Origin of the sequence: Thiopseudomonas acetoxidans, assembly GCF_030362935.1 — a bacterium.
Taxonomy (GTDB): domain Bacteria; phylum Pseudomonadota; class Gammaproteobacteria; order Pseudomonadales; family Pseudomonadaceae; genus Thiopseudomonas; species Thiopseudomonas acetoxidans.
In genome coordinates this window covers 26,897-48,691 of record NZ_JAUCDY010000014.1, presented here as the reverse complement: position 1 = coordinate 48,691, position 21,795 = coordinate 26,897, and the positions used below count along the sequence as shown (strand labels likewise).

Here is a 21,795-nt window from a genome sequence, read left to right as displayed (position 1 = left end):
TGTCAGCCTTAATTATTAAGCTGCTTAATAATCAGCTATCGCGCAGAAGCTGCGCTGCCACATGAGTGCATTACTGGCTCGGTTCTGTTGGAACGCAGTTTTTTCGTGAATGGTAAAATTCTTGTAACTGCTGGATGACTCATGGACAATACAGGCTGTTTTCAAGAGTTAGAATTCTATGCGTAAATTTTTTCCGGTATTCATTGTTTCAATTGCGATCACCCTCAGCGGCTGTGCGGCCAATTCGCAGCAAAACCTAGCCGATGTTGCGCCTTATCCGCAAGCAGAAGAAGGTTATCAGCGGCATGTTATTTGGTTGCCCGCAAAGCAGGATGAAAGCCGCTACCAAGTAGAGTTGTTGCCCGGTAAACAAATGCTGACCGACTGCAATACTCGCTCGCTGGCGGCAGAAATGAGCGAGCATAGCTTAGATGGTTGGGGTTATAGCTATTATCAGGTTGACGGTTTGAAGGGGTCGATAAGTACATTGATGGCTTGCCCAGATGGGGAGCAAACCCCGGCTTTTGTGCCGGTCAATCTGAGTAATACGTTGCTGCCTTATAACAGCAAGTTACCCATTGTGCTGTACGCCCCAGTAGAGATAGAACTGCGTTACCGAGTATGGAGCGCACCCGCCAAATACCAACAGACACAGCCACAGTAAGCTTAAGCGCTAGCTTATTTGCTTAATTGCTATCGCGCATAAGATGCGCTCCCACAGAAACCGTGCCACTAAGGTAGTGAAGTGCGACAGTTGCTCCCGCAATTGCTATGCCCTGTCCTTAGAGCAGACCATTTGGCTATGGGAGCGTAATTTTTGCGCGATGATTCTCCGGCAACTCCTGAGCGAGTATTTATAATACGCATCGCCCAGAAGCTGCGCTCCAGCAGGGCACTTTGTTGGAGCGTAACTCTAGAGTAAGTTTCTTGTAACTCAGAGGTTGCTCATGGACAATACGGGCTCTTTATTGTGCGCATTATCGGTAAAATTAAACAGTGATTGAATTTCAACAGGTCAGTAAAACCTTTCAGGTGAAAGGCCGTAGCATTGCAGCGGTTAAACCAACGGATTTGCACGTTAATCGCGGTGAGATTTTTGGCTTAATTGGCTATTCCGGCGCAGGCAAAAGCACCTTGCTGCGCTTAATTAATCACCTGGAACAACCCACCACAGGACGAATTATCGCCGATGGCGTTGAGGTGACCGCGCTGGATGCGGCGGGTTTACGTGGGTTTCGTCGCCGCGTCGGTATGATTTTCCAGCACTTTAACCTGCTGTCGAGCAAAACCGTGGCGCAAAACGTGGCTATGCCCATGCGCCTTGCAGGTGAGTACGAGCGCTCGGCGATCGATAAACGCGTGCGTGAACTGCTAGAGCGGGTTGGTTTGGCGGATCAGGCGAGCAAATACCCAGCCCAGTTATCAGGCGGACAAAAACAGCGCGTCGGGATCGCCCGCGCACTGGCTACTGGCCCCAGTATTTTGCTTTGCGATGAAGCCACCAGCGCCCTAGACCCAGAAACCACTGGGCAGGTGTTACAGCTCTTACGGCAAATCAACCAAGAGCTGGGCTTAACCATTGTGCTAATCACCCATGAGATGGATGTGATCCGCCGTATTTGTGACCGCGTGGGTGTGATGGAAGAGGGGCAAGTGATTGAGAGCGGGCCGGTGGCGGAGGTGTTTTTACAGCCGCAACACCCTACCACGCAACGCTTTGTCCAGTTGTCTGAGGGCGAAGACGGCACCCAGCAAGAGGATTTTGCCCATGTTGCCGGGCGCATACTGCACCTAACCTTTCTCGGCGAAAGCACTTACGCGCCTGTGCTGAGCCAGGTGATGCAAGCCACAGGTGCTAACTACAGCATTTTAGCCGGACGCATTGGGCGGATTAAAGATGAACCCTGCGGTCAGCTGACCATTGCGTTAACCGGCGAGCAGGTCGAGCTGGCTGAGCAACAGCTAAGCGCGGCAGGCGTGAAGATTGAGGTAGTGCGTCCATGAGCGGTTTAATGAGCAACATTGATTGGTATGAAATCTGGCTGGCGACATTAGACACATTGTTGATGCTCGGCGGTTCGTTACTGTTCACTATTGTGCTGGGCTTACCTTTGGGTGTACTGCTGTTTTTAACAGGCCCACGGCAGCTGTTTGAACACAAAGCCTTTTATGGCTTGCTATCGTTGCTGGTGAACGTACTGCGCTCGTTGCCCTTTATTATTCTATTAATCGTGATGATTCCACTCACCGTGGTGTTAACCGGCACTTCATTAGGTGTGGCTGGCGCTATTCCGCCTTTGGTGGTGGGGGCCACACCATTTTTTGCCCGCCTAGTGGAAACTGCCCTGCGCGAGGTCGATCGCGGTATCATTGAAGCCACGCAAGCCATGGGCGCGTCCACCCAGCAAATTATCATCAGCGCCTTATTACCCGAGGCGCGCCCGGGCATTATTGCCGCAGTCACCGTTACCGCCATTACGCTGGTATCCTATACCGCCATGGCGGGCGTAGTCGGCGCCGGCGGTTTAGGCGATTTAGCCATACGCTTTGGTTATCAGCGCTTTCAAACCGATGTGATGGTAGTGACTGTGGTGTTGCTACTGATTTTAGTACAGATTTTACAAATGATTGGTGACCGCTTAGTGGTTCATTTTTCTAGACGATAATAAAAGAGGAAACATACACATGAAACGCATTTTAGTGGCCTTGGCCACCTTCGCAGCTTTTTCAGTTCAAGCACAAACGTTGCAAGTGGCAGCAACACCGGTGCCGCACGCAGAAATTTTAGAATTTCTCAAACCTACGCTGGTTAAGCAGGGCGTGACCCTCGAAGTTAAAGTCTTTACGGACTATGTGCAGCCCAATATCCAAGTAGCCGAAGGCCGTTTGGACGCCAACTTCTTCCAGCACCAGCCCTACTTGGATGAGTTTAATGCCAGTAAAGGTACTAAGCTGGTCAGTGTGGCTGGTGTCCACGTAGAGCCCTTCGGTGCCTACTCTAGCAAAATCAAAGACTTGTCCGAGCTGAAAGATGGCGCACAGGTCGCCATTCCTAACGATGCAACCAATGGTGGCCGTGCGTTACTGCTGTTGCAAACTGCGGGGGTGTTAACGCTCAAGCCAGAGGCAGGCATTACCGCCACAGCGCGCGACATTGCCGACAACCCGAAAAAACTACGCATTCGTGAGTTGGAAGCAGCGACCTTGCCGCGTGTGTTAAATCAGGTGGACTTGGCGCTGATCAATACCAACTATGCGCTGGAAGCCGGTTTAAACCCGATGGAAGATGCGTTGGTCATTGAAGGTGCGGACTCGCCTTACGTGAATATTTTGGTCACGCGTGATAATAATCAGCAGGCAGATGCGATAAAAAAGCTGGTTAATGCATTAAAAACAGAAGAAGTAAAAACTTTTATTCTGGAGAAATATCAGGGTGCTGTGGTTCCAGCGTTCTAATTCAGCGGTTATTAACTAAAAAAGGAGCTCTTGTGGCTCCTTTTTTATTCACAGTGGTTTTTGGCCCTTCGCATTTAAGGGTGTAGCTGATTTCTAAACTCTCCTGACTTCAGCAAGCACCTGGCTATCAGTCCCACTGGCAGCCGCGTTGCTTGGCACAGCTCTTGTGGGAGCGCAACTCTTGCGCGATTGGAGTCTGAATCCGGCACAACCGGTTTTATCCTGTTGCTCTTGCGTGATTTCAAGTCCGCTTCGCGCATAAGATGCGCTCCCACAACCCCACAACCCCACAACCCCACAACCCCACAACCCCACATTCCCACAATCCCACAGCCCCACTGTAAAGCGGTTGGCACGCAGCCGCGTTGCTTGGCACAGCTCTTGTGGGAACTTACATTTCCTAAGTTCCCCGACTCCTTTTCCAGCCGGTCAGGTTTTTTCTACATCCTTAAATGCGAAGAGCCTCGTTTTTTGTGGCTTGAATGACGTCAGCAAACGCTTATGCAGCATGGCTGTTAAGGTTTGCGTAGGCAGTAAATACGCGAGCTGCATGGGAATAGTTTAGTAAGTTAGTTGGTATTCTTGATTGCTATCAAGGGTAATTGCAACAAGGTGTTTCTATGATGGGCCCGTAAAACTCATCAGGAGGCATTGCATCATGTCTGAAACGTTCACAAAAGGTATGGCACGGAATATCTATTATGGAGGCAGTTTGTTCTTCATTCTGGTTTTCCTTGCATTGGCATACCACACAGAAAAAACCTTTCCAGAGCGCACCAACGACGCTGAGTTAACCGACTCTATCGTTCGCGGTAAGCACGTATGGGAAACCAATAACTGCATCGGCTGCCATACTTTGCTTGGAGAAGGTGCATATTTTGCTCCTGAGCTGGGTAACGTATTTCACCGTCGTGGTGGTGAAGACGGCTTTAAGTTCTTCTTGCCAGCATGGATGAAGGCGCAGCCAACCAATGTCCCAGGTCGCCGGCAAATGCCGCAATTCAATTTAACCGATGAGCAGCTCGATGATCTCACCGCGTTCTTGGAATGGACCGCCAAAATTAACACTAATAATTGGCCACCAAACAAAGAAGGTTAATGCTGCTTTAGCTGAACCTTAGATGGCATTGATTGAATTGAATTGCTTGTTATTGGAGGACTGACTATGTCCAGTCAAACCCTAGTAAAATTTGAGTCGCAGAAAGTGGCCAAACCGTATTTCGTGTTTGCGCTCATACTTTTTGTGGGTCAAATTCTGTTCGGCCTGATTATGGGGCTGCAATATATTATCGGGGATTTCCTATTCCCGTTACTTCCTTTTAACGTGGCCCGTATGGTCCACACTAACCTGTTGATTGTCTGGTTACTATTTGGCTTTATGGGTGCGGCTTACTATCTGGTTCCAGAAGAAGCTGACCGTGAGCTGCATAGTCCTAAACTAGCAATGCTGCTGTTTTGGGTGTTTGCTGGTGCTGGTGTGCTGACCATTTTAGGCTACCTGTTTGTACCCTATGCTGGTTTGGCAGCCATAACAGGTAACGATTTGCTACCGACCATGGGTCGTGAGTTCCTTGAACAACCCCTGCCAACCAAGGTGGGTATTGTTATCGTAGCCCTGGGCTTCATCTATAACGTAGGTATGACGGTACTTAAAGGCCGCAAAACGGCCGTTAACATCGTATTGATGACCGGCTTGATTGGTTTAGCGTTGTTGTTCTTGTTCGCTTTCTATAACCCAGAAAACCTCAGTCGCGATAAATTCTACTGGTGGTTTGTTGTTCACCTGTGGGTAGAGGGCGTGTGGGAATTAATCATGGCGGCCATTCTGGCGTACGTATTGATTAAGATCACCGGTGTTGACCGTGAAGTGATTGAGAAGTGGTTGTATGTGATTGTTGCGCTGGCATTGATTTCCGGTATTTTAGGTACAGGTCACCACTACTTCTGGATTGGTGCACCAACGGTTTGGCTTTGGGTTGGTTCGATTTTCTCCACCCTAGAGCCGCTGCCATTCTTTGTGATGGTACTGTTCGCCTTTAATATGATTAACCGTCGCCGTCGTGAGCACCCGAACAAAGCTGCTTCGCTTTGGGCAATGGGTACTGTAGTAATGGCGTTCTTAGGTGCAGGTGTGTGGGGCTTCTTACATACGTTGGCGCCAGTTAACTACTACACACACGGTGCGCAAATCACTGCTGCCCACGGTCATATGGCTTTCTACGGCGCTTACGCCATGATTGTGATGACCGTCGTTTCCTACGCTATGCCGCGCTTACGTGGTATTGGTGAGGCGCCAAGTAACAAAGCGCAAATCATGGAAATGTGGGGCTTCTGGTTAATGACTGTGAGCATGGTGTTTATCACTCTGTTCCTAACCGGTGCTGGTGTGGTTGAAGTATGGTTACGTCGTATCCCTGAAGATGGTGCCGCAATGTCCTTTATGGCGACTCAAGATCAGTTAATGCTGTTCTACTGGTTACGCTTCATTGCTGGTGTTGGCTTCTTGGTTGGTTTAGTGTGCTACTTGATGAGTTTCAGCAAGAAGCTGCAAACTGCTCAGGATACTCGCAAACCTGTTTTGGCTAATGAAATAGGCTAAAACAATGCAACATGCGCTGGGTTATAATAATCCAGCGTATGTTAAGCGGGATTTTGTACAGAGTTATTTGTTGTATAAATAACTCTCTAGAAAACCCCAGTTTAGTTGGGTACAGCTAGGAGCTGTAGGAGCGCATGTTAATGCGCGACAGCGACGGTTTTAATCGTGTATTGTTCTTCTGCCTACAGCTCGCAGTATCTAGGGGTACAGGAGGAAAGAGCATGAGTTTTGCGATTGAAGTTGAAGAGTTAGCAGGTAGTATTTGGCACCGCTTTATTACGCGCAAAGCTGATCCTGAATACCCAGATGCTCGGATAGAATTAGAAACCATCCAGCCTGGCCTAGCGTTATTATTCCGCGCCATGGGTGGCGGTCATGAAGTCAGCTTAGAAGCGGCGCATGCCCGGCAAATGATGGTTAGGCGCTCTTTCTTGCAAAAAATTGCTGGCACAGCCCAGCAGCTGTCAGTTGCTTGGCGTGATTCGCATAGCGTGCGTCTACCAGCCAGCATCGCGGTATACCCAGAAACGCAATACAACCGCGAGCTCTATCGTTGGCTAACCATTCTTGCCGCCCATGCAGGCTCTATGCGCCACTGGGCGCGCGATAACCAAACATGGATTGCGGAGCTGTTAGAGCAATATCCCGCCTTACAATCGCGCTATGCCGAACTGGTGTTGGCGCATATTGCCTTGCGTCCTAAACCAGAAGATCTTCCGCCGGCAGAGGCCGCTGTGGAAGAGGCGATTCGTCAAGCATTATTAAAACCCGGCTCTATTACCGAATTTCCAGTGAGTGAGAGTGCGCCATGGCCGGTGGCTTTGTGGCTCTATCCGCCGCTTAATCTGGGTGATCCCCAGCAAACGCACTGGGAAGAAGAGGAAGATGGCGATTTATTAGGTCGCTCTCAAGGTGAGGGGAAAGAGGTACGCAAACAAGCCAGCCGTGTAGATGACAATACCGGCAAGCAGGGTTTGTTGCTGTTTCGTTTAGAAAGTCTCTTTACCTGGACAGAGCACATTGATCTTGATCGTTGTGGTGATGATAACGATGATATTGATGCTGCACGGGTCGCCGATGATCTGGACGAGATTGCGCTGTCGAAAAAACGCAAACGTAAGGGCGGTGGCTTAAAGCTGCACTTGGACTTGCCTCCAGCCGATGTTGATGATTTGCCGATGGGCGAGGGTATCAAGCTGCCTGAATGGGATTTTCGCCGAAATTGTTTGCGCGAGGATTACGTTAACGTGCAAATGATGCAGCCACGCTTGCAAGAGCCTATGCCCTTGCCGGAGCGTTTAACTGCTTTAGCACATAAAGTACGCCGTCAGTTTGAAAACCTACGCAGTGAGCCACGTTGGTATAAACAGCAAATGCAGGGCAGTGAACTGGATCTGCAAGCCTGTGTGGATTTTTACGTGCAGCGTAAACAGGGGCAAACCCAACAGCCGGGTTTGTTTATGGATCTGCAGCGCAAGCAGCGTGACTTATCCTGCTTAGCCCTAGCAGACCTGTCTATGTCGACCGATGCCCACGTGGATAACGAGCGTCGTGTGATTGATGTTGTCGGCGATAGCCTGATGTTATTTTCCGAGGCGTTATCCGTAGTTGGCGATGACTTTGCTGTGTATGGCTTTTCTTCGCTGCGTCGCCAGCATGTGCGGATGATAGAAATTAAAGGGTTCGACAACAAATATAACGCCAAGGTGTGCGGTGCGATTCAGTCGTTAAAACCCGGTTATTATACCCGTATGGGTGCTGCGATTCGTCAAGCTACCCAGTTACTGAGCAAGCGTCCACATCAGCGCAAACTGTTGTTATTGATTACCGATGGTAAGCCCAATGACTTGGATGTCTATGAGGGACGCTACGGTGTGGAAGATACCCGCCAAGCGGTATTAGAAGCACGTAAGGCAGGCTTGCTGCCATTCTGTATCACCATTGATCAAAAAGCGGGTGACTATCTGCCCTATATGTTCGGCGCTAATGGTTATACGTTGATTAAAGAGCCCGGGCAGTTGCCTACGCGCTTACCGCAGTTATACCGGCTACTAACTGAGCCATGAGCCTAGTAAACACGTCTCGCAAACCCGTCAAAGTACAAGCCAGGCAATGGCTATTTCCCCTAGCCGCTGCCTATGGCGTGCTGATGCTACCGTTGTCGGTACTGGGAATGCTGGGTTACCTACCTGTACCTGCTGGACTACAGACACCCTTTGGTCATGCCCATGAAATGCTGTTTGGCATGGCATTTTTGGTGGTGTCTGGTTACTTGTTGGGACCTATGCCCAAGCCGCAGCTCTTGGGCTATATCGCTTTGTGGTTGCTGGCGCGTATTGGTTTTTTGGCTTGGCCCTTTAGCCTGCCGGTGATGTTGTTTGCTGCTGCCGGTGCTGCGTTATTGAGTTATTGGGTGGTACCGCGTTTTTGGCGTGCCAAGAAATGGCGTAATCAAAGTGTCGCGCCTATCATTATTTTATTTAGTATTGCTACCACCTTGGCTGGCTACGATGCGTTGGTGTTGCACCGGCTGTTAGCGCACGGCTTGTTGGTGCTGGCGGCACTGATGTTTTTTATGGGTGGGCGAGTAATAGCACCTACCTTGGCGAGTTTTTGGCTGCAGCAAAACATCCGCATGGAAAACCGAGTTCAGCCGAATTTGGAGGGTGCGGGTTTAATCAGTCTCACGCTGGCTTTGTTGTTGCAAGTGCTCGATGCAACCGCGCTACTGCAGGCGTTGGCTTTAGGGGTGGCAGGAGTTGTTGTTTGGCTAAGGCTGTTACGTTGGCAACCTTGGCGCTATTGGCGGCGACTGGATATTCTGTGGTTGTTTTTTGGTTACGCCAGTCTGGGCACAGCTTTGTTGCTGCTGGCAGCGGGGGCCTACTCGCCGCTGGCTGGTTTAGTTGCCATACACACGCTGACAGTGGGCGCGATGGGTGTGTTAATGGTAAGCATTATGGCACGGGTGACGGTAGTGAAACGCTTTAAAGACGCCAACGCGCTGCGCTCCAGTCATCTGGCGACGGCTTTGCTAGTCATGGGGGCGTTGCTACGCATTTTTGCGCCTGTCTTTCCAGCCGCCTACCTACCCTTAGTGCACAGCGCCATGCTGTGCTGGTCACTCGGCTTCGCCAGCCTGATCTGGGTATTTTGGCAGTGCAGATAACACACTGCACTTGTGGGAGCGCATCTTATGCGCAATACGGGCTCTAAACCCAACTCAAGTGCTGGCGGATGACAAAGCCAACTCAGGCGCTGCCGGTTAAAAACCTAACTTAGGCGCTGCCGGCTAGTCACATTCGCGCAAAAGTTGCGCTCCTACCTAAGGGAGGCATTCATACCCATGAATTGCAGGGGTTAAACCTAGCTGGGCATCGAGCGGGGTAACCAGATAATCATGATTGCGCAGAAAATAGTTAGGGCAATCACAAACCACTTGAAACGCACCAAGCGTTGCGCGGCGCGCTGTTTTTGCTGCTGCGGCAGTGCCATGCCACAGTGTTGGCAAGTTGCGAGGTCGTCTGGATTATCTTGCTGGCAATAAAGACACGTGGCCATTGTGTTCACCCTGTTTAAAGCGTGCATACAAATATGCCACGTAAGCTTGTCAAAACAGCTTGATAGCAATCAAAGATTACTCGTACTTTTCTAGGCGGTCCCTATCCAAAATACAAATCAGGCGGCCTTCAACACGAATAATGCCTTCATGACTGAGGTGGTGAATAATGCGTGAAAAAGTTTCTGGTTGGATCGACAACTGACCAGCGATTAAACGCTTGGCAATCGGCAACTCAAAGCTAGGGGTTTGGCAACTGCTGCAGGAGCGCAACGCTTGTGAAAGGATATAGCGAATCACTCTGTGAGTAGCGTTTTTCAGTGAGAGAATTTCGATTTCATTAAGGCGTTGGTGCAGCCGAATAGACAAGGCAGCCAGTAGCGCAGTGGAGAGTTCACTATTTTCTTTAATCAAAGCTTTATAACTGGTGTTGGGTATCAGCAGCATTTGTGTGGGCGTCACTGCTTGAGATGTGGCGACGTATTGCTGGTGATCCATAAACATCATAGCTTCGGCGAAGGTCTTGCGATCGCCTACAACTTCAAAAACCTTCTCTTGCCCGTCTGGTGTGAGGCGGTAAATTTTAATGCTGCCGGAGATTACAAAGCCAAAGTTGACGCAGGGCTCACCCTGATGAAATACGTACTGGTCTTTCTCTAAGTTAACCAGCTGGCTTTCTTCCAGCAATTTGGCAAGTTGTGTTTCGGTGAGTGGCTGGAAAAGATGATGCTCGCGCAAAATCTTCTGGTATAGCGGATGCGGTTCCATAGTTGGTTCTCGGCTTGAGGCATGTAAACAGACTGCTGAGTCCAAGACTAGCACACTTGTCGCGCTAGGGTGAAGGTTGCCAAGTGCAAAAGCATCCAGCAGCTAGGTTGCTGCCAGATAACACCGAGCGCCCTTGCTTGAGCGCCTCAAGAACGGGCTCTACAAAGCTATTGCTGGAGTTGCAGATAGCCCCTTCACTATAGGGGCCAAAATAGGCGAGTTGACCAAATTCATCCCAAATTGCAACGGCGGGACTTGCCGGCAAAATATCAGTATTAACGTGGATTTTTATAGGTTTTAGCCTGTTTAGTGTTTTCGGCAGGTGACCGTTACTGCCGGGCATTTGCACATGATAAAAATCAACGCTGTCGGCGTAGTCGCGAGTTAGCTCGCCGAGGTGTTGCTGATTACCAAGATTGCAGGGGCAGCTGGGATCCCAAAAATGTACCAAGCGAATCCGACCCGGCCCAGCAATGTCTTGTGGCAGCTGTAATTCTTGACCCGCAAAAAATTCGGTACGAATGTAGGTGGTGTTGTACCACCAGAGCGCGCTGAGCAAAACGCCCACCCAGAGTAGAATTACTAAGGCAATAAGAAATTTTTTAATCATTTTTATTAAGTGCGCTATGCTTGCAGAGTCAGTCTAGATTGACAGGTCTCAAGAGTTAACTAAATGAACAGATTGTCGCAGACGATTAAAGCCTATGCCGCCTGATTTTATCAGTTTAAATCCGCAAAACTCTTTACCCCAGCTGTTTTCCGAACAGGTCGAGCCCGCTTGGACACAAAACTGGCGTGATTTCTATCGGCTGGATTTTAAACCGAGCAATATAGAGCAGCGCCTTGGGCGTATGCAAGTGCTTAATTATCAGCTAGCAGTGCACTATTTTATACCGCAGCGCGCAGTGGCGACCTTGATTGTGCTTCATGGCTACTATGATCATATGGGATTGTACGGACATTTATTTCGCTGGGCACTGAATAATAATTTTGCCGTGCTGAGTTGTGATCTGCCAGGGCATGGGTTGTCTACGGGTGCGCGCGCCAGTATCTCTGAGTTTTCTGAGTACCAAGCGGTATTGGCTGCGTTGTTTGAGGTGGCGCAGCAATTATCTTTGCCTGCGCCTTGGCACTTGGCGGGACAAAGTATGGGGGGTGCTATTGCGCTGGATTATGCGCTGAACCAGCAGCCATTGTCAGAAATAGGCCACTTAATACTCTTTGCACCCCTAGTGCGTCCGCGGGCTTGGCGCCAATCGAAACTGCTCTATCAAAGCCTACGTCCTTTTGTTAAGCAGGTGCCTAGGCAGCGCACCAATAATTCGACGGATAAAGATTTTGTTGAGTTTTTGCAGCGCGATCCGCTGCAAGCGAATGTGCTGCCCACGGCTTGGGTGGGTGCTTTATCGCGTTGGATTCCGCAAATTGAGAAGGCACAGGCTAAAAAGATGAGCCCGATAATTTTGCAGGGAGATGGCGATCAGACGGTGGACTGGCGACACAATCTTAACGTGTTAGAAGATAAGTTTAAGCAACCTGAACTCTTCATGTTACCGGGCGCTGGACATCATTTAGTCAATGAGCAGGCACATTACCGGCAGCAAGAGTTTAGTTTTATTGAGAGGTTCTTGTAAGGTTAAGCGGGCGCGCGGGCAAGGCTATCACCCGCGCATGACTGACTTAGTAAAGAATCCGGCAGCGCATGGTGCCTTCAACTTCCTGCAGCTTACTCAGTGCCAATTCAGAGTGCTCGGCGGCAATATCAATCACCACATAGCCAACGCTGTCGTCGGTTTGTAAAAACTGACCGGAAACGTTGATGTTGTTATCAGCAAAGACTTTGTTGATCGCACCCATTACGCCTGGGATATTCTTGTGAATATGCAGGATACGGTGTTTGCCGGGGTGTGAAGGTAGTGCCACTTCAGGGAAGTTAACAGAAGAGACCGACGTACCGTTGTCACTGTATTTAACCAGCTTCTCGGCCACTTCAAAGCCAATATTGGCTTGCGCTTCTTGGGTTGAGCCGCCAATGTGCGGAGTCAAAATAACGTTGTCTAGACCGCGCAGTGGGCTGGTGAATTCCTCACCATTGGCGCGCGGCTCAACGGGGAATACATCAATGGCGGCACCGGCTAAATGACCGTCTTTGATTGCTTCTGCCAAGGCTTCGATAACCACCACGGTACCCCGTGCTGCGTTAAGCAGAATACTGCCTTTTTTCATAGCGCGAATCTGTTCATCGCCAATCATCCACTGTGTGGAAGGCAATTGTGGTACGTGCAGCGAGACAACGTCCGCCATGCCCAGTAGCTCGTTTAGGCTGTCAATCTGTACCGCATTACCTAAGGGCAGCTTGGTGACCACATCGTAGAAGTACACTTGCATGCCCATGGCTTCGGCCAATACGGAAAGTTGTGTGCCAATAGAACCGTAACCGATAATACCGAGTTTTTTACCACGTACTTCATACGCGCCTGTTGCGCTTTTCATCCAGCCGCCACGATGACATTCGGCGTTTTTCTGGGGAATACCGCGCAGGAGCATGATGGCCTGGCCGATTGCTAGTTCTGCGACTGAGCGGGTGTTGGAATAAGGGGCATTAAAGACGGCAATACCGCGTTCGCGTGCAGCGTTCAGGTCAACTTGGTTAGTACCAATACAGAAACAACCTACAGCGACTAGTTTGTTGGCGCACTCAAACACCTCTTCGGTGAGCTGGGTGCGAGAGCGAATACCGATAAAGTGTGCGTCAGCAATTTTCTCTTTCAGCTCATCTTCGGGCAATGCGCCGGTTATGTATTCAATGTTGGAGTAGCCCGCTTTTTTCAGTGTGTCGAGAGCGTTCTGGTGTACTCCTTCAAGAAGAAGAAAGCGAATTTTGCTTTTATCAAGCGATGTCTTACTCATCTGCGTAAACCTGTTGTCCTGAAGTGTTCAATGAAACGGACAGTCAATGCTGGCCGGAACGGTGACTAAAAAGACCGGCCCGGGAATCGGCAGGGTGCGCGATTAGCGGGGTGTCTATGCTATCATAAGCCAGAGTAAAGTCAGCATGATTTCCTCTGTGCCTGTATAATTCTACAACTAACCTAAACTTTTTTGCCTTGAAGTTTGCTCAGGGCCGTGATGAAAAAACTGAGAGTAACACAATGACCCATCAAGCCCTGATTGAAGAGCTTAAAACACTTGTTGATAGCGGCAAGCTCTTAACTGATACCGACTCCTTAGCCAGTCACGGTATCGACTGGACCAAACATTTCACCCCAGCCCCCATGGCGATTGCTTTTCCGCGCAGTGTGGAGCAGGTGCAGGCCATTGTACGCTGGGCCAATGAGTGTAACGTCGCGCTCGTGCCGTCTGGTGGGCGCACAGGCTTGTCTGCCGCGGCGGTGGCTGCCAATGGTGAAGTGGTGGTGTCCTTTGACTATATGAATCGTATCCTTGAGTTTAACGAGATGGATCGCACCGTGGTTTGTGAGCCGGGTGTAGTGACCGAGCAGCTGCAGCAGTTTGCCCAAGAGCAGGGTTTGTATTATCCGGTCGATTTTGCTTCAGCCGGCTCCAGCCAGATTGGCGGCAATATTGGCACTAACGCCGGCGGCATCAAGGTGATTCGCTACGGCATGACCCGCGACTGGGTCGCTGGTCTTAAAGTGGTTACCGGCAAAGGTGAGCTGTTAGAGCTCAACAAGGATTTGATAAAAAATGCCACCGGTTATGATTTACGTCAGTTGTTTATTGGTGCAGAAGGCACGCTTGGCTTTGTAGTTGAAGCTACTATGCGCCTGACTCGCGCGCCGAAGAATCTTACTGCTATGGTATTGGGCGCGCCGGATTTCGACTCCATCATGCCGGTGTTACACGCTTTTCAAAAAGAACTAGACCTCACAGCGTTTGAGTTTTTCTCCGATAAAGCCATGGCGAAAGTCTTGGCGCGTGGCGATGTACCTGCTCCTTTTGATACTGAGTGCCCGTTTTATGCGTTGCTGGAATTTGAAGCCGCAAGCGAAGAGGTGATGGATCAGGCGTTGGCGGTATTTGAGCGCTGTATGGAAGAAGGCTGGGTGCTGGATGGCGTGATGAGCCAGAGCGAGCAGCAGTTAGAAAACCTGTGGAAGTTGCGCGAATACATTTCCGAAACCATTGCTCATTGGACGCCGTATAAAAACGACGTTTCAGTAACTGTTGGTAAGGTTCCAGCGTTTTTGCGTGATATTGATGAGATTGTCACTAAAAACTACCCTGATTTTGAAGTGGTGTGGTTTGGTCATATTGGCGACGGCAACCTGCATTTGAATATTCTCAAGCCTGAGACGATGGATAAAGACGAGTTCTTTGCCAAATGCGCCACGGTTAATCAGTGGGTGTTTGAAACAGTACAAAAATACAACGGCTCGATTTCTGCCGAACACGGTGTAGGTATGACTAAGCGTGATTACCTGTATTACAGTCGTAGCGCAGAAGAAATCGCAGTGATGAAAGCGGTTAAAGCCGTGTTCGATCCTAATGGCATTATGAATCCGGGGAAAATTTTTGCTGTTTGATGAGGTGTGCATACTGTGCAGGTTGCGAGCATGGCGCACGTCACGCAAAGACGCCGCGAGTACGTCCATGTAGGCTCTCGGTCGCCATCCTTGGCGGCCAAAGCTTTGCTTAAACATACGCCATGCTCGCAACATTAAGAGCAGTGCAAGCCGCACGCAGCAAAACCGCCAGCCAACGCTAACGCTTAAACTGGGCGCGAGCGTTGTATATGGAGCAAAGCCTTGACGGCATGGATGCCGCCGTGGAGCCTACAGGGATGTATTCACGGCGACTTTACGGAATATGCATCGCTTGCGACTGACACCTAAGCCAATTTCACCAGCGAATTAAAGAAGGTAAGCAAAAATGAGTTACCAACATCAATACCAAGATGGCACTAATATTCACTACCCCATGGGTAAAGTGGTGTGTGTAGGGCGCAACTATGCTGAGCACGCCAAAGAACTTAACAACCCAGTCCCTGACGAGCCGCTGTTATTTATCAAGCCTGGCAGCTCAGTGGTTTGCCCAGTGAATGGTTTTAATATTCCGCAGGAACGCGGCGCGGTGCATTTTGAAATCGAAATCGCCGTACTGATTGGTAAACCTTTGTCTAAGCGTCCCAACGAAGAAGAAGTATTGGATGCCATTTCTGGCTACGCGCCTGCGCTGGATTTAACCCTGCGTGATGTCCAGGACGAACTTAAGAAAAAAGGCTGGCCGTGGGAAGTAGCGAAAAGCTTTGATGGCGCCTGCGTGCTCGCGCCTTTTGTCAGTGGCGATGCCGTCAGCGACATCAATAACATCCAAGTACGACTCACCGTGAATGGTGACGTGCGTCAGCAGGGCAATAGTAGCGAAATGCTCAATCCGATTGTGCCGCTTATTCAACATATTTCCGGACAATTTTCCTTGCAGCCAGGCGATGTTGTTCTCACCGGCACACCCGCAGGCGTAGGACCTTTGCAGTCTGGTGATCAGGTGATTATGGAGCTACCTGAGTTGAAAAGCCGCTTTGAAACCTTTGTCCGCTAATGCCTGAACTGCCCGAGGTAGAAACCACCCGCCGCGGGATTGAGCCGCACTTGCTCAATCAGCAGGTGGAACGCGTGGTGGTACGCAATGCACGCTTGCGCTGGCCTATTCCAGATGATTTGGATGTGCGCCTGTCAGGACAACGCTTTACCAAGATCGAGCGCCGCGCCAAGTATCTATTGTTGCATGCAGAGGTGGGCACGCTGATTTGTCATCTGGGTATGTCCGGTAGTCTGCGCCTAGTACCGCATAATGAGCCCATAGCCAAACATGATCATGTGGATATTGAATTGGCCTCGGGGCAGATGCTGCGCTACACCGATCCGCGTCGTTTTGGAGCCATGCTGTGGACAACGGAACTGGCTGCGCATCCGCTGTTGCTCAAGCTTGGCCCTGAACCACTGAGTGATGATTTTACTGCAGACTATTTGCATGCGCGTCTGCAGGGGCGCAAACAAGCCATCAAGCCCTTTATTATGGATAACGCCGTGGTGGTGGGCGTGGGCAATATTTACGCCAATGAAGCGCTGTTTGCGGCGGGCCTTGAACCACGTAAAGCCGCGGGCACGTTAAGCAAAAAACACTGCGTGTTATTGGTGGATGAGATCAAACGCATCTTAGCTGCCGCCATTGAACAAGGCGGCACGACATTGAAAGACTTTGTTGGTGGTGATGGCAAACCGGGTTATTTTCAACAAAAGCTGTTTGTTTACGGTCGTGCTGGGCAGCCCTGTTTAAAATGCGGTACAGTGTTAAAAGAGGTCAAGCTAGGTCAGCGTTCAAGCGTGTACTGTACAAAATGTCAGCGTTAATCTTTGATGTACTTGGCGAAAGTGGTAATTAGTTAGTTGAAAAAACAACTATGCGCTGACAAAACAATCAGTCGCCTATATAGTTAAATTGTCTATCAATAAACTGCTGAAGGAACGCTGTTATGAGCTTATTTCGTGTAATCGCTGCTGCACTTGCCTTAGTAATGGGCCTAGGTTCGTTACCTGCAATGGCCGGGGGCAATCCAAGTGGTAACCCAGAGTACAACACTGATACTCCTGAAGCCTATGCCATGGTTGCAGATGCTGTGATTGCCCGCCCGTTTTTAATCGCGGGTACCGTTATAGGTACAGGCTTGTTTGTTGTTACTCTGCCTTTTACGGCTTTAAGCGGCACAGTGGATAAAGCCGGTAAAGCCTTGGTGGTCGAACCGGGCAAGGCCGCTTTTGTTCGTTGCCTAGGTTGCACCAAATCGGGTTATCAAGCCGAACAGTAGATTCAAATCAAGTTTGTTTAAGGCCGCCTCCTTTCGGAGCGCGGCCTTTGTTGGTTTGGGCGTACAAAATAAGTGATAATGCATGCCAGCCGACACAAACTCTACGGTCACACTGAATAATGGCACTAACAAAAAAATACTTTTTCCTGCTACTCGCTGCCATAGTGCTATCGATAAGTTTTTGGTACAGCACGGCGTGGTTGCGCCTGAGTTCTGGGATCGCGTTATTTTTGTTTGGCATGCAGTGTTTGGAAGAAGGGCTTAAGCAACTGGCCGGCGGTAAGCTTGAGCAGTGGCTAGAGCGCAGTACAGCCACACAGTTTAAGGGTTTTCTGTTTGGCATGGTTGGCACCATGGTTCTGCAGTCAACCACCCTGATGTCCATGCTCACCATCGCCTTTATCAGTACGGGACTCATTCAGTTAGCTGGTGGCATCTCAATTTTATTGGGCATTAACTTAGGCACAAGCGGCGGCATGTGGTTGTTGGCCGCTGCCGGACAAAACGTGAGCCTGTCGCCCTTGGCGTTACCCATGTTGGTGTTTGGTGTTTTGGCCGGCTTTCAAGGCGATAAAGGTAAAGCAGCGGGGCGTATCATCTTTGGCGTTGCCTTTATTTTTATGGGCATTGAGCAGATGAAAGGCGGCTTTGCTGACTTAGGTGGCAGCTTAGACTTAACCGAGCAGATTAAGACCGGCTATGTTGGACAGCTGATTTTTGTGGCAATGGGGATGGCATTAACGGCGATGTTGATGTCGAGCCATGCGACGCTCATGTTGGTGCTGGCGGCTTTGGCGGCAGGACAAATTGAATTATGGCAGGGCATGTCGATCGCTATTGGCGGCAGTGTCGGCAGCAGTATTAATGTGGCTATTATGGGCTGGCTCAGCGGCAATCGCAGTGGACAACGTTTGGCGCTGGTGCACACTATGTTTAACATAGTTACCGGTGTGGTGACCTTCGTGCTGCTCACGCCCTTACTATGGCTAGTACAAACCATCATGGTGGACGGTAATTCACTACTGCAACTGGCGCTGTTTCAAACTATTTTTAACCTGACGGGTGTGACTATTTTTTGGCCAATCCAGCGCTGGCTAGAGCAGGCTTTGTTGCGTTACTTGCCTGACCCGGTTGAGCCGGCGGTGCTGATTACGGATAAAAAAACACCCGAACCAAGCTTGCAAGAGCAGCTGATTGTGCCTGTTACTAAAGCACGTTATTTAAGCGATTCAGCCTTAACTTCTGCCGATACGGCATCGCGTGCGGTGGTACAAGAATTACAGCATTTAGGGCGTTTGAGTCTGGAGGTGATCTGTCACGCGCTGTATCAGCCAGTAGCGCAATTGACTGCATCGCGCGTGGATGAAACTTGTCTTAATGCGCGCCCTGATGATGTCACGAGTTTGGACGCAGAGCTGCTGTATCAGAGGCATATCAAGGGCGTTTACTCGGATTTACTGAGTTTTATGAGCCGCTTGACCGTGGAAATGGATGAGGAGCATCAAAGCTTTTTACTGACCTGCCAGTTGGCGGCGTTGCAGCTGGTAGACGCGGTAAAAGATGCCAAACATTTACAAAAAAATCTGGGCCGCTATCTGCGTGATGATCGATCGTACGTGCATAACCATTATTTGGATTTGCGCCGTCATTTACTCTGGGTGCTACGTCAGGTGCGCGAGGTGAGTCGCTTGGATTTGCCGGATGATATTTGGCGCAATCGTTTGGAGTGGTTGGATAAACAGGCAGCAAAGTTTGACACTGAGTTTCGTCAACGCATTTTTTCTGAAGTGCGTAAACAACAGCTTGATAGCATGCAGGCCAGTTCGTTGATTAATGATCTCGGCTACAGCAGCAGAATTACGCAGAGTTTAAGAAACGTGCTGCAGCTAGGTTTGATGGAAGAAAATCAACTACTGCGCGGACTGCGTCACTTGGTTGGTGATGAAGAAGCGCCGCTGATTGAGCTTTGATGACCTGATTCAATAAAAAGACTTAATCTGGATCTGATACAGCGAGCAGTTGCGGCATTAACGCTGAGAAGTGTTCTGCAATGTGCTCTATATTGTCATCGGCCACCCATGGGACCTGAGCTAAGCATGGGGACTTAAGATGCTGTTCTAGGCTGATAAGGTTGTCTGCCAGAGCAGGCATAGTCGGATCTAGGCAGTTGGCAATCCAACCAGTTAGCTTTAAACCATCTTGGGCAATGGCTTCTGCGGTTAAGAGCGCATGGTTGATACAACCCAAGCGTACACCCACCACTAAAATGACCGGTAACTGCAATGCTTTTGCTAAATCCGCCATAGTTTGGCTAGCACAGATGGGTACGCGCCAACCGCCTGCGCCTTCAATTATCGTCAAGTCAGCCTGTTGGTTAACGACCTGCAGGCACGCCTGTTGCAAGGTGGTCACGTCTAACTTTACGCCAGCCTGCTGTGCAGCCAGATGTGGTGCAATCGCTGGGGCAAAAGCAAAAGGGTTAATTTGCGCGTAGGGCAGTTTGATGCTGGATTGCTGTGCTAGTGCCAGTGCGTCACTATTGCGTAGCCCCTGCGGGGTTAAATCACAGCCCGAGGCGACGGGTTTGATAGCCAAGGTGCTGAATCCCTGTCGGCGTGCGGCACAGAGCAATCCCGCCGCGACGGTGGTTTTCCCTACATCGGTGTCGGTGCCAGTGATAAAAAAAGCGTTACCCATTAATCATATTGCCTGTCTGAGTTGTGTAAAAAATGCGTTTAAAGCAGCGGTACCTTCGATTCGCGCAAAAGTTGCGCTCCCACAAGTAAGCCTCAACTGTTGGAGCCAGCTTAGCCAGCCACTCAAATGCCCAGTCATGACGCTCGCTTTTGTGGGACCCGACTTGTCGGGGAACGGGAAATGCACCCAAGCCGTAACGGAGCAAGAGGCTCTAATTCCCTGCCAAGGCAGGTCCCACATTTGACTGTGCCTTGGTTGAAGTTCTGCGTCAGTTAAGCCAAATCCAAATTTTTAGGATTAAGCCTAACCGCTGCCGGACAGTCCGCATCGCGCAAAAGTTGCGCTCCCACATAATTCAATTAAACCGCTTGCAGCACGGCATAGACCATCTGCCAGGTTACTGGTAAGCCTTGGGGCTGGCGCTGTTGTTCGTAAGCTTGACTGAGCTTCATATATTGCTGGCGACTGGTTAAACCATTGTTGCGGCCCGTTTGCACATGGTGGGCGCCAAGCTGCTTAAGGTTTTGACTTAGCTCGCGCACGCTAGAAAAATGCTGTTGCAGCGTTTGGCAGCGCAAGTGCACAACCTTTAAACCACTGGCCTCACACAATCGCTGATAGTCCGCAAAGCGACGAAACTGATTAATGTGCGGTTGGTTATCGACCGCCTGCCAACTGTGCTTTAGCTCGTACAGGGTGCCTTCGGCTACGCTGGTAAAGGCAATAATCCCATTGGGTTTTAACACTCGCTTAGCTTCGGCTAACACGGCGGCAAAATCATCACACCATTGCAAAGCCATGCTGCTAAAAATTAAATCCACACTGTTACTGACGAGGGGTAATGCTTGCGCATCAGCACACAGATAACTCGCATAGGGGCGCAATCGCTGCGCATGTTGCAACATACCTTGGGCGATATCCACACCGCACCCCTGAGCCTGTGGGTAACGCTGCGCCAGTTGCTGAGAAAAATAACCGGTGCCGCAACCCAGATCGAGCCAGTGCTGGACAGCTAGAGCAGAAGGACACAGCTGTAATAATTGCTGACCCACTTCGCGCTGCAAGTGTGCCGCACTGTCGTAACTGCAGGCCGCTTGCGAAAAACATGTGGCAATGGGATTGACTTCGTGCAATGGCATAACTGAACTAAGCATGCTGAGTCTCGTGGATAAAATCTAACATGCGTTCGGCCACCAGCTGTGCATCAGAGAGCACAAAAGCGTGACTGCCGAGCATAAGCTCAACCCGGGCAAGGGGATTTAGTTGCTGCATGTCTTTCAGCACTGCGCTGGGTACTAGGGCGTCTTGTTCTGCCAAAAGGTGCAGCTGTGCGCCGCTATAATCGGTTATTGGCGCACGGTTATCCAGCTCGGCTAGCACTTCTAGGCCAGCTATGGCCGCTTCACTACTTAATGGGTTTGTTTTATTTTCATTTAGCGCGACTAGGCGTTGGGCAAGCCGTTTATGCTGATCATCACCCTGGGCGCACAGGCTGATGAAACGCTTAAGTGCCATGCTGGGGCAGTGCTTCACGGCCTTGGCGAATACAGAGAAAGTAAGCGATGCCATGGCGTGCGGCCAGTTAGCATGAGCAACAAAGCTGGCATTGCTGCCTAGAGTAATTAGACCCGCATAGCGCTCAGGTTGACGGCTGACTAACAGCGTTGCCAACATTCCACCCAATGACCAGCCCGCGAGCCAGCAGTTATCGGGCAGTTCTTGTTCCAACTGTGTTAACCAATCGACTTGGCTAAAATCCGGCAGTGCTCGTATTTCTACGCACAGGTCTCGTGACAATAGTTCAGCTAAAGGTTGCAGCGTAGTGCTGCTGAGTCCCCAACCGGGCAAGAGGATTAATGTCTGCTTAGTCATGACCATGCTCGATAG

21 protein-coding genes are annotated in these 21,795 nt (G+C 50.1%); 14 read left to right on the top strand and 7 right to left on the bottom strand.

Annotation, left to right across the window (positions count from 1 at the left end):
- Window positions 1-178 precede the first annotated feature (178 nt).
- From eco to QEZ41_RS10380, 8 genes are all read left to right on the top strand, one after another.
- Complete coding sequence (eco, locus tag QEZ41_RS10415; RefSeq protein ID WP_289411473.1) at window positions 179-664, top strand: serine protease inhibitor ecotin; 486 nt, start codon at window positions 179-181, stop codon at window positions 662-664.
- Window positions 665-996: 332 nt separating this feature from the next.
- Window positions 997-2,004, top strand: a complete 1,008-nt coding sequence (locus QEZ41_RS10410; RefSeq protein ID WP_289411471.1) for a methionine ABC transporter ATP-binding protein — start codon at window positions 997-999, stop codon at window positions 2,002-2,004.
- Window positions 2,001-2,666, top strand: a complete 666-nt coding sequence (locus QEZ41_RS10405) for a methionine ABC transporter permease (protein ID WP_289411470.1) — start codon at window positions 2,001-2,003, stop codon at window positions 2,664-2,666. Before QEZ41_RS10410 ends, QEZ41_RS10405 begins: the two co-directional genes overlap by 4 nt.
- 19 nt (window positions 2,667-2,685) lie before the next feature.
- The gene (locus QEZ41_RS10400; protein ID WP_289411469.1) at window positions 2,686-3,456 is read left to right on the top strand and encodes a MetQ/NlpA family ABC transporter substrate-binding protein; all 771 of its coding nucleotides are present in this window, start codon (window positions 2,686-2,688) and stop codon (window positions 3,454-3,456) included.
- A gap of 658 nt (window positions 3,457-4,114) precedes the next feature.
- Window positions 4,115-4,555 (top strand): c-type cytochrome, encoded by a 441-nt coding sequence (locus tag QEZ41_RS10395; RefSeq protein WP_289411468.1) that lies wholly within the window; start codon window positions 4,115-4,117, stop codon window positions 4,553-4,555.
- Between the two features lie 66 nt (window positions 4,556-4,621).
- Window positions 4,622-6,055 carry a cbb3-type cytochrome c oxidase subunit I gene (locus QEZ41_RS10390; protein ID WP_289411466.1) on the top strand — a complete coding sequence of 478 codons (1,434 nt, stop codon included), beginning with the start codon at window positions 4,622-4,624 and terminating at the stop codon, window positions 6,053-6,055.
- 221 nt (window positions 6,056-6,276) lie between these two features.
- Window positions 6,277-8,121 (top strand): nitric oxide reductase activation protein NorD, encoded by a 1,845-nt coding sequence (locus tag QEZ41_RS10385; RefSeq protein WP_289411464.1) that lies wholly within the window; start codon window positions 6,277-6,279, stop codon window positions 8,119-8,121.
- Entirely contained in the window at window positions 8,118-9,224 is a 1,107-nt protein-coding gene (locus QEZ41_RS10380; protein ID WP_289411463.1) for an NnrS family protein, read from the top strand. The genes QEZ41_RS10385 and QEZ41_RS10380 overlap by 4 nt, the downstream gene beginning before the upstream one ends.
- A gap of 197 nt (window positions 9,225-9,421) precedes the next feature.
- On the opposite strand, the gene QEZ41_RS10375 is transcribed toward QEZ41_RS10380, so the two are convergent.
- The 3 genes from QEZ41_RS10375 to QEZ41_RS10365 all read right to left on the bottom strand — a co-directional run bounded on the left by QEZ41_RS10375 (window position 9,422) and on the right by QEZ41_RS10365 (window position 10,992).
- Window positions 9,422-9,616, bottom strand: a complete 195-nt coding sequence (locus QEZ41_RS10375) for a DnrP protein (protein ID WP_289411462.1) — start codon at window positions 9,614-9,616, stop codon at window positions 9,422-9,424.
- Window positions 9,617-9,692: 76 nt separating this feature from the next.
- The gene (locus QEZ41_RS10370; RefSeq protein WP_289411460.1) at window positions 9,693-10,382 is read right to left on the bottom strand and encodes a Crp/Fnr family transcriptional regulator; all 690 of its coding nucleotides are present in this window, start codon (window positions 10,380-10,382) and stop codon (window positions 9,693-9,695) included.
- Between the two features lie 64 nt (window positions 10,383-10,446).
- Entirely contained in the window at window positions 10,447-10,992 is a 546-nt protein-coding gene (locus QEZ41_RS10365; protein WP_289411459.1) for a DUF6436 domain-containing protein, read from the bottom strand.
- Between the two features lie 94 nt (window positions 10,993-11,086).
- Here QEZ41_RS10365 and QEZ41_RS10360 point away from each other — a divergent pair, with 94 nt between their 5' ends.
- Complete coding sequence (locus tag QEZ41_RS10360) at window positions 11,087-12,016, top strand: alpha/beta hydrolase (RefSeq protein ID WP_289411457.1); 930 nt, start codon at window positions 11,087-11,089, stop codon at window positions 12,014-12,016.
- 46 nt (window positions 12,017-12,062) lie between these two features.
- Here QEZ41_RS10360 and serA read toward each other — a convergent pair whose 3' ends face one another.
- Window positions 12,063-13,292 (bottom strand): phosphoglycerate dehydrogenase, encoded by a 1,230-nt coding sequence (serA, locus tag QEZ41_RS10355; RefSeq protein WP_289411455.1) that lies wholly within the window; start codon window positions 13,290-13,292, stop codon window positions 12,063-12,065.
- Between the two features lie 242 nt (window positions 13,293-13,534).
- Here serA and QEZ41_RS10350 point away from each other — a divergent pair, with 242 nt between their 5' ends.
- From QEZ41_RS10350 to QEZ41_RS10330, 5 genes are all read left to right on the top strand, one after another.
- Window positions 13,535-14,929 (top strand): FAD-binding oxidoreductase, encoded by a 1,395-nt coding sequence (locus QEZ41_RS10350; protein ID WP_289411453.1) that lies wholly within the window; start codon window positions 13,535-13,537, stop codon window positions 14,927-14,929.
- A gap of 346 nt (window positions 14,930-15,275) precedes the next feature.
- Window positions 15,276-15,944 carry a fumarylacetoacetate hydrolase family protein gene (locus tag QEZ41_RS10345; RefSeq protein ID WP_289411452.1) on the top strand — a complete coding sequence of 223 codons (669 nt, stop codon included), beginning with the start codon at window positions 15,276-15,278 and terminating at the stop codon, window positions 15,942-15,944.
- Entirely contained in the window at window positions 15,944-16,756 is an 813-nt protein-coding gene (mutM, locus tag QEZ41_RS10340) for a bifunctional DNA-formamidopyrimidine glycosylase/DNA-(apurinic or apyrimidinic site) lyase (protein WP_289411450.1), read from the top strand. Before QEZ41_RS10345 ends, mutM begins: the two co-directional genes overlap by 1 nt.
- Before the next feature lie 122 nt (window positions 16,757-16,878).
- On the top strand, window positions 16,879-17,211 hold the full coding sequence (locus tag QEZ41_RS10335; RefSeq protein WP_289411448.1) for a multidrug transporter: 333 nt from the start codon (window positions 16,879-16,881) through the stop codon (window positions 17,209-17,211).
- Between the two features lie 119 nt (window positions 17,212-17,330).
- Window positions 17,331-19,181: a Na/Pi cotransporter family protein gene (locus QEZ41_RS10330; RefSeq protein WP_289411445.1), complete on the top strand. Its 1,851-nt coding sequence runs from the start codon at window positions 17,331-17,333 to the stop codon at window positions 19,179-19,181.
- A 22-nt stretch (window positions 19,182-19,203) separates the two neighbouring features.
- Here the strand turns inward: QEZ41_RS10330 and bioD are convergent, their stop codons facing one another.
- The 3 genes from bioD to QEZ41_RS10315 form a co-directional block, all read right to left on the bottom strand.
- On the bottom strand, window positions 19,204-19,908 hold the full coding sequence (gene bioD, locus QEZ41_RS10325) for a dethiobiotin synthase (protein WP_289411443.1): 705 nt from the start codon (window positions 19,906-19,908) through the stop codon (window positions 19,204-19,206).
- Between the two features lie 359 nt (window positions 19,909-20,267).
- Window positions 20,268-21,062, bottom strand: coding sequence for a malonyl-ACP O-methyltransferase BioC (gene bioC / locus QEZ41_RS10320; RefSeq protein WP_289411441.1), 795 nt, complete (start codon window positions 21,060-21,062; stop codon window positions 20,268-20,270).
- Entirely contained in the window at window positions 21,055-21,780 is a 726-nt protein-coding gene (locus tag QEZ41_RS10315) for an alpha/beta fold hydrolase (protein WP_289411439.1), read from the bottom strand. The genes bioC and QEZ41_RS10315 overlap by 8 nt, the downstream gene beginning before the upstream one ends.
- Window positions 21,781-21,795: the final 15 nt, after the last annotated feature.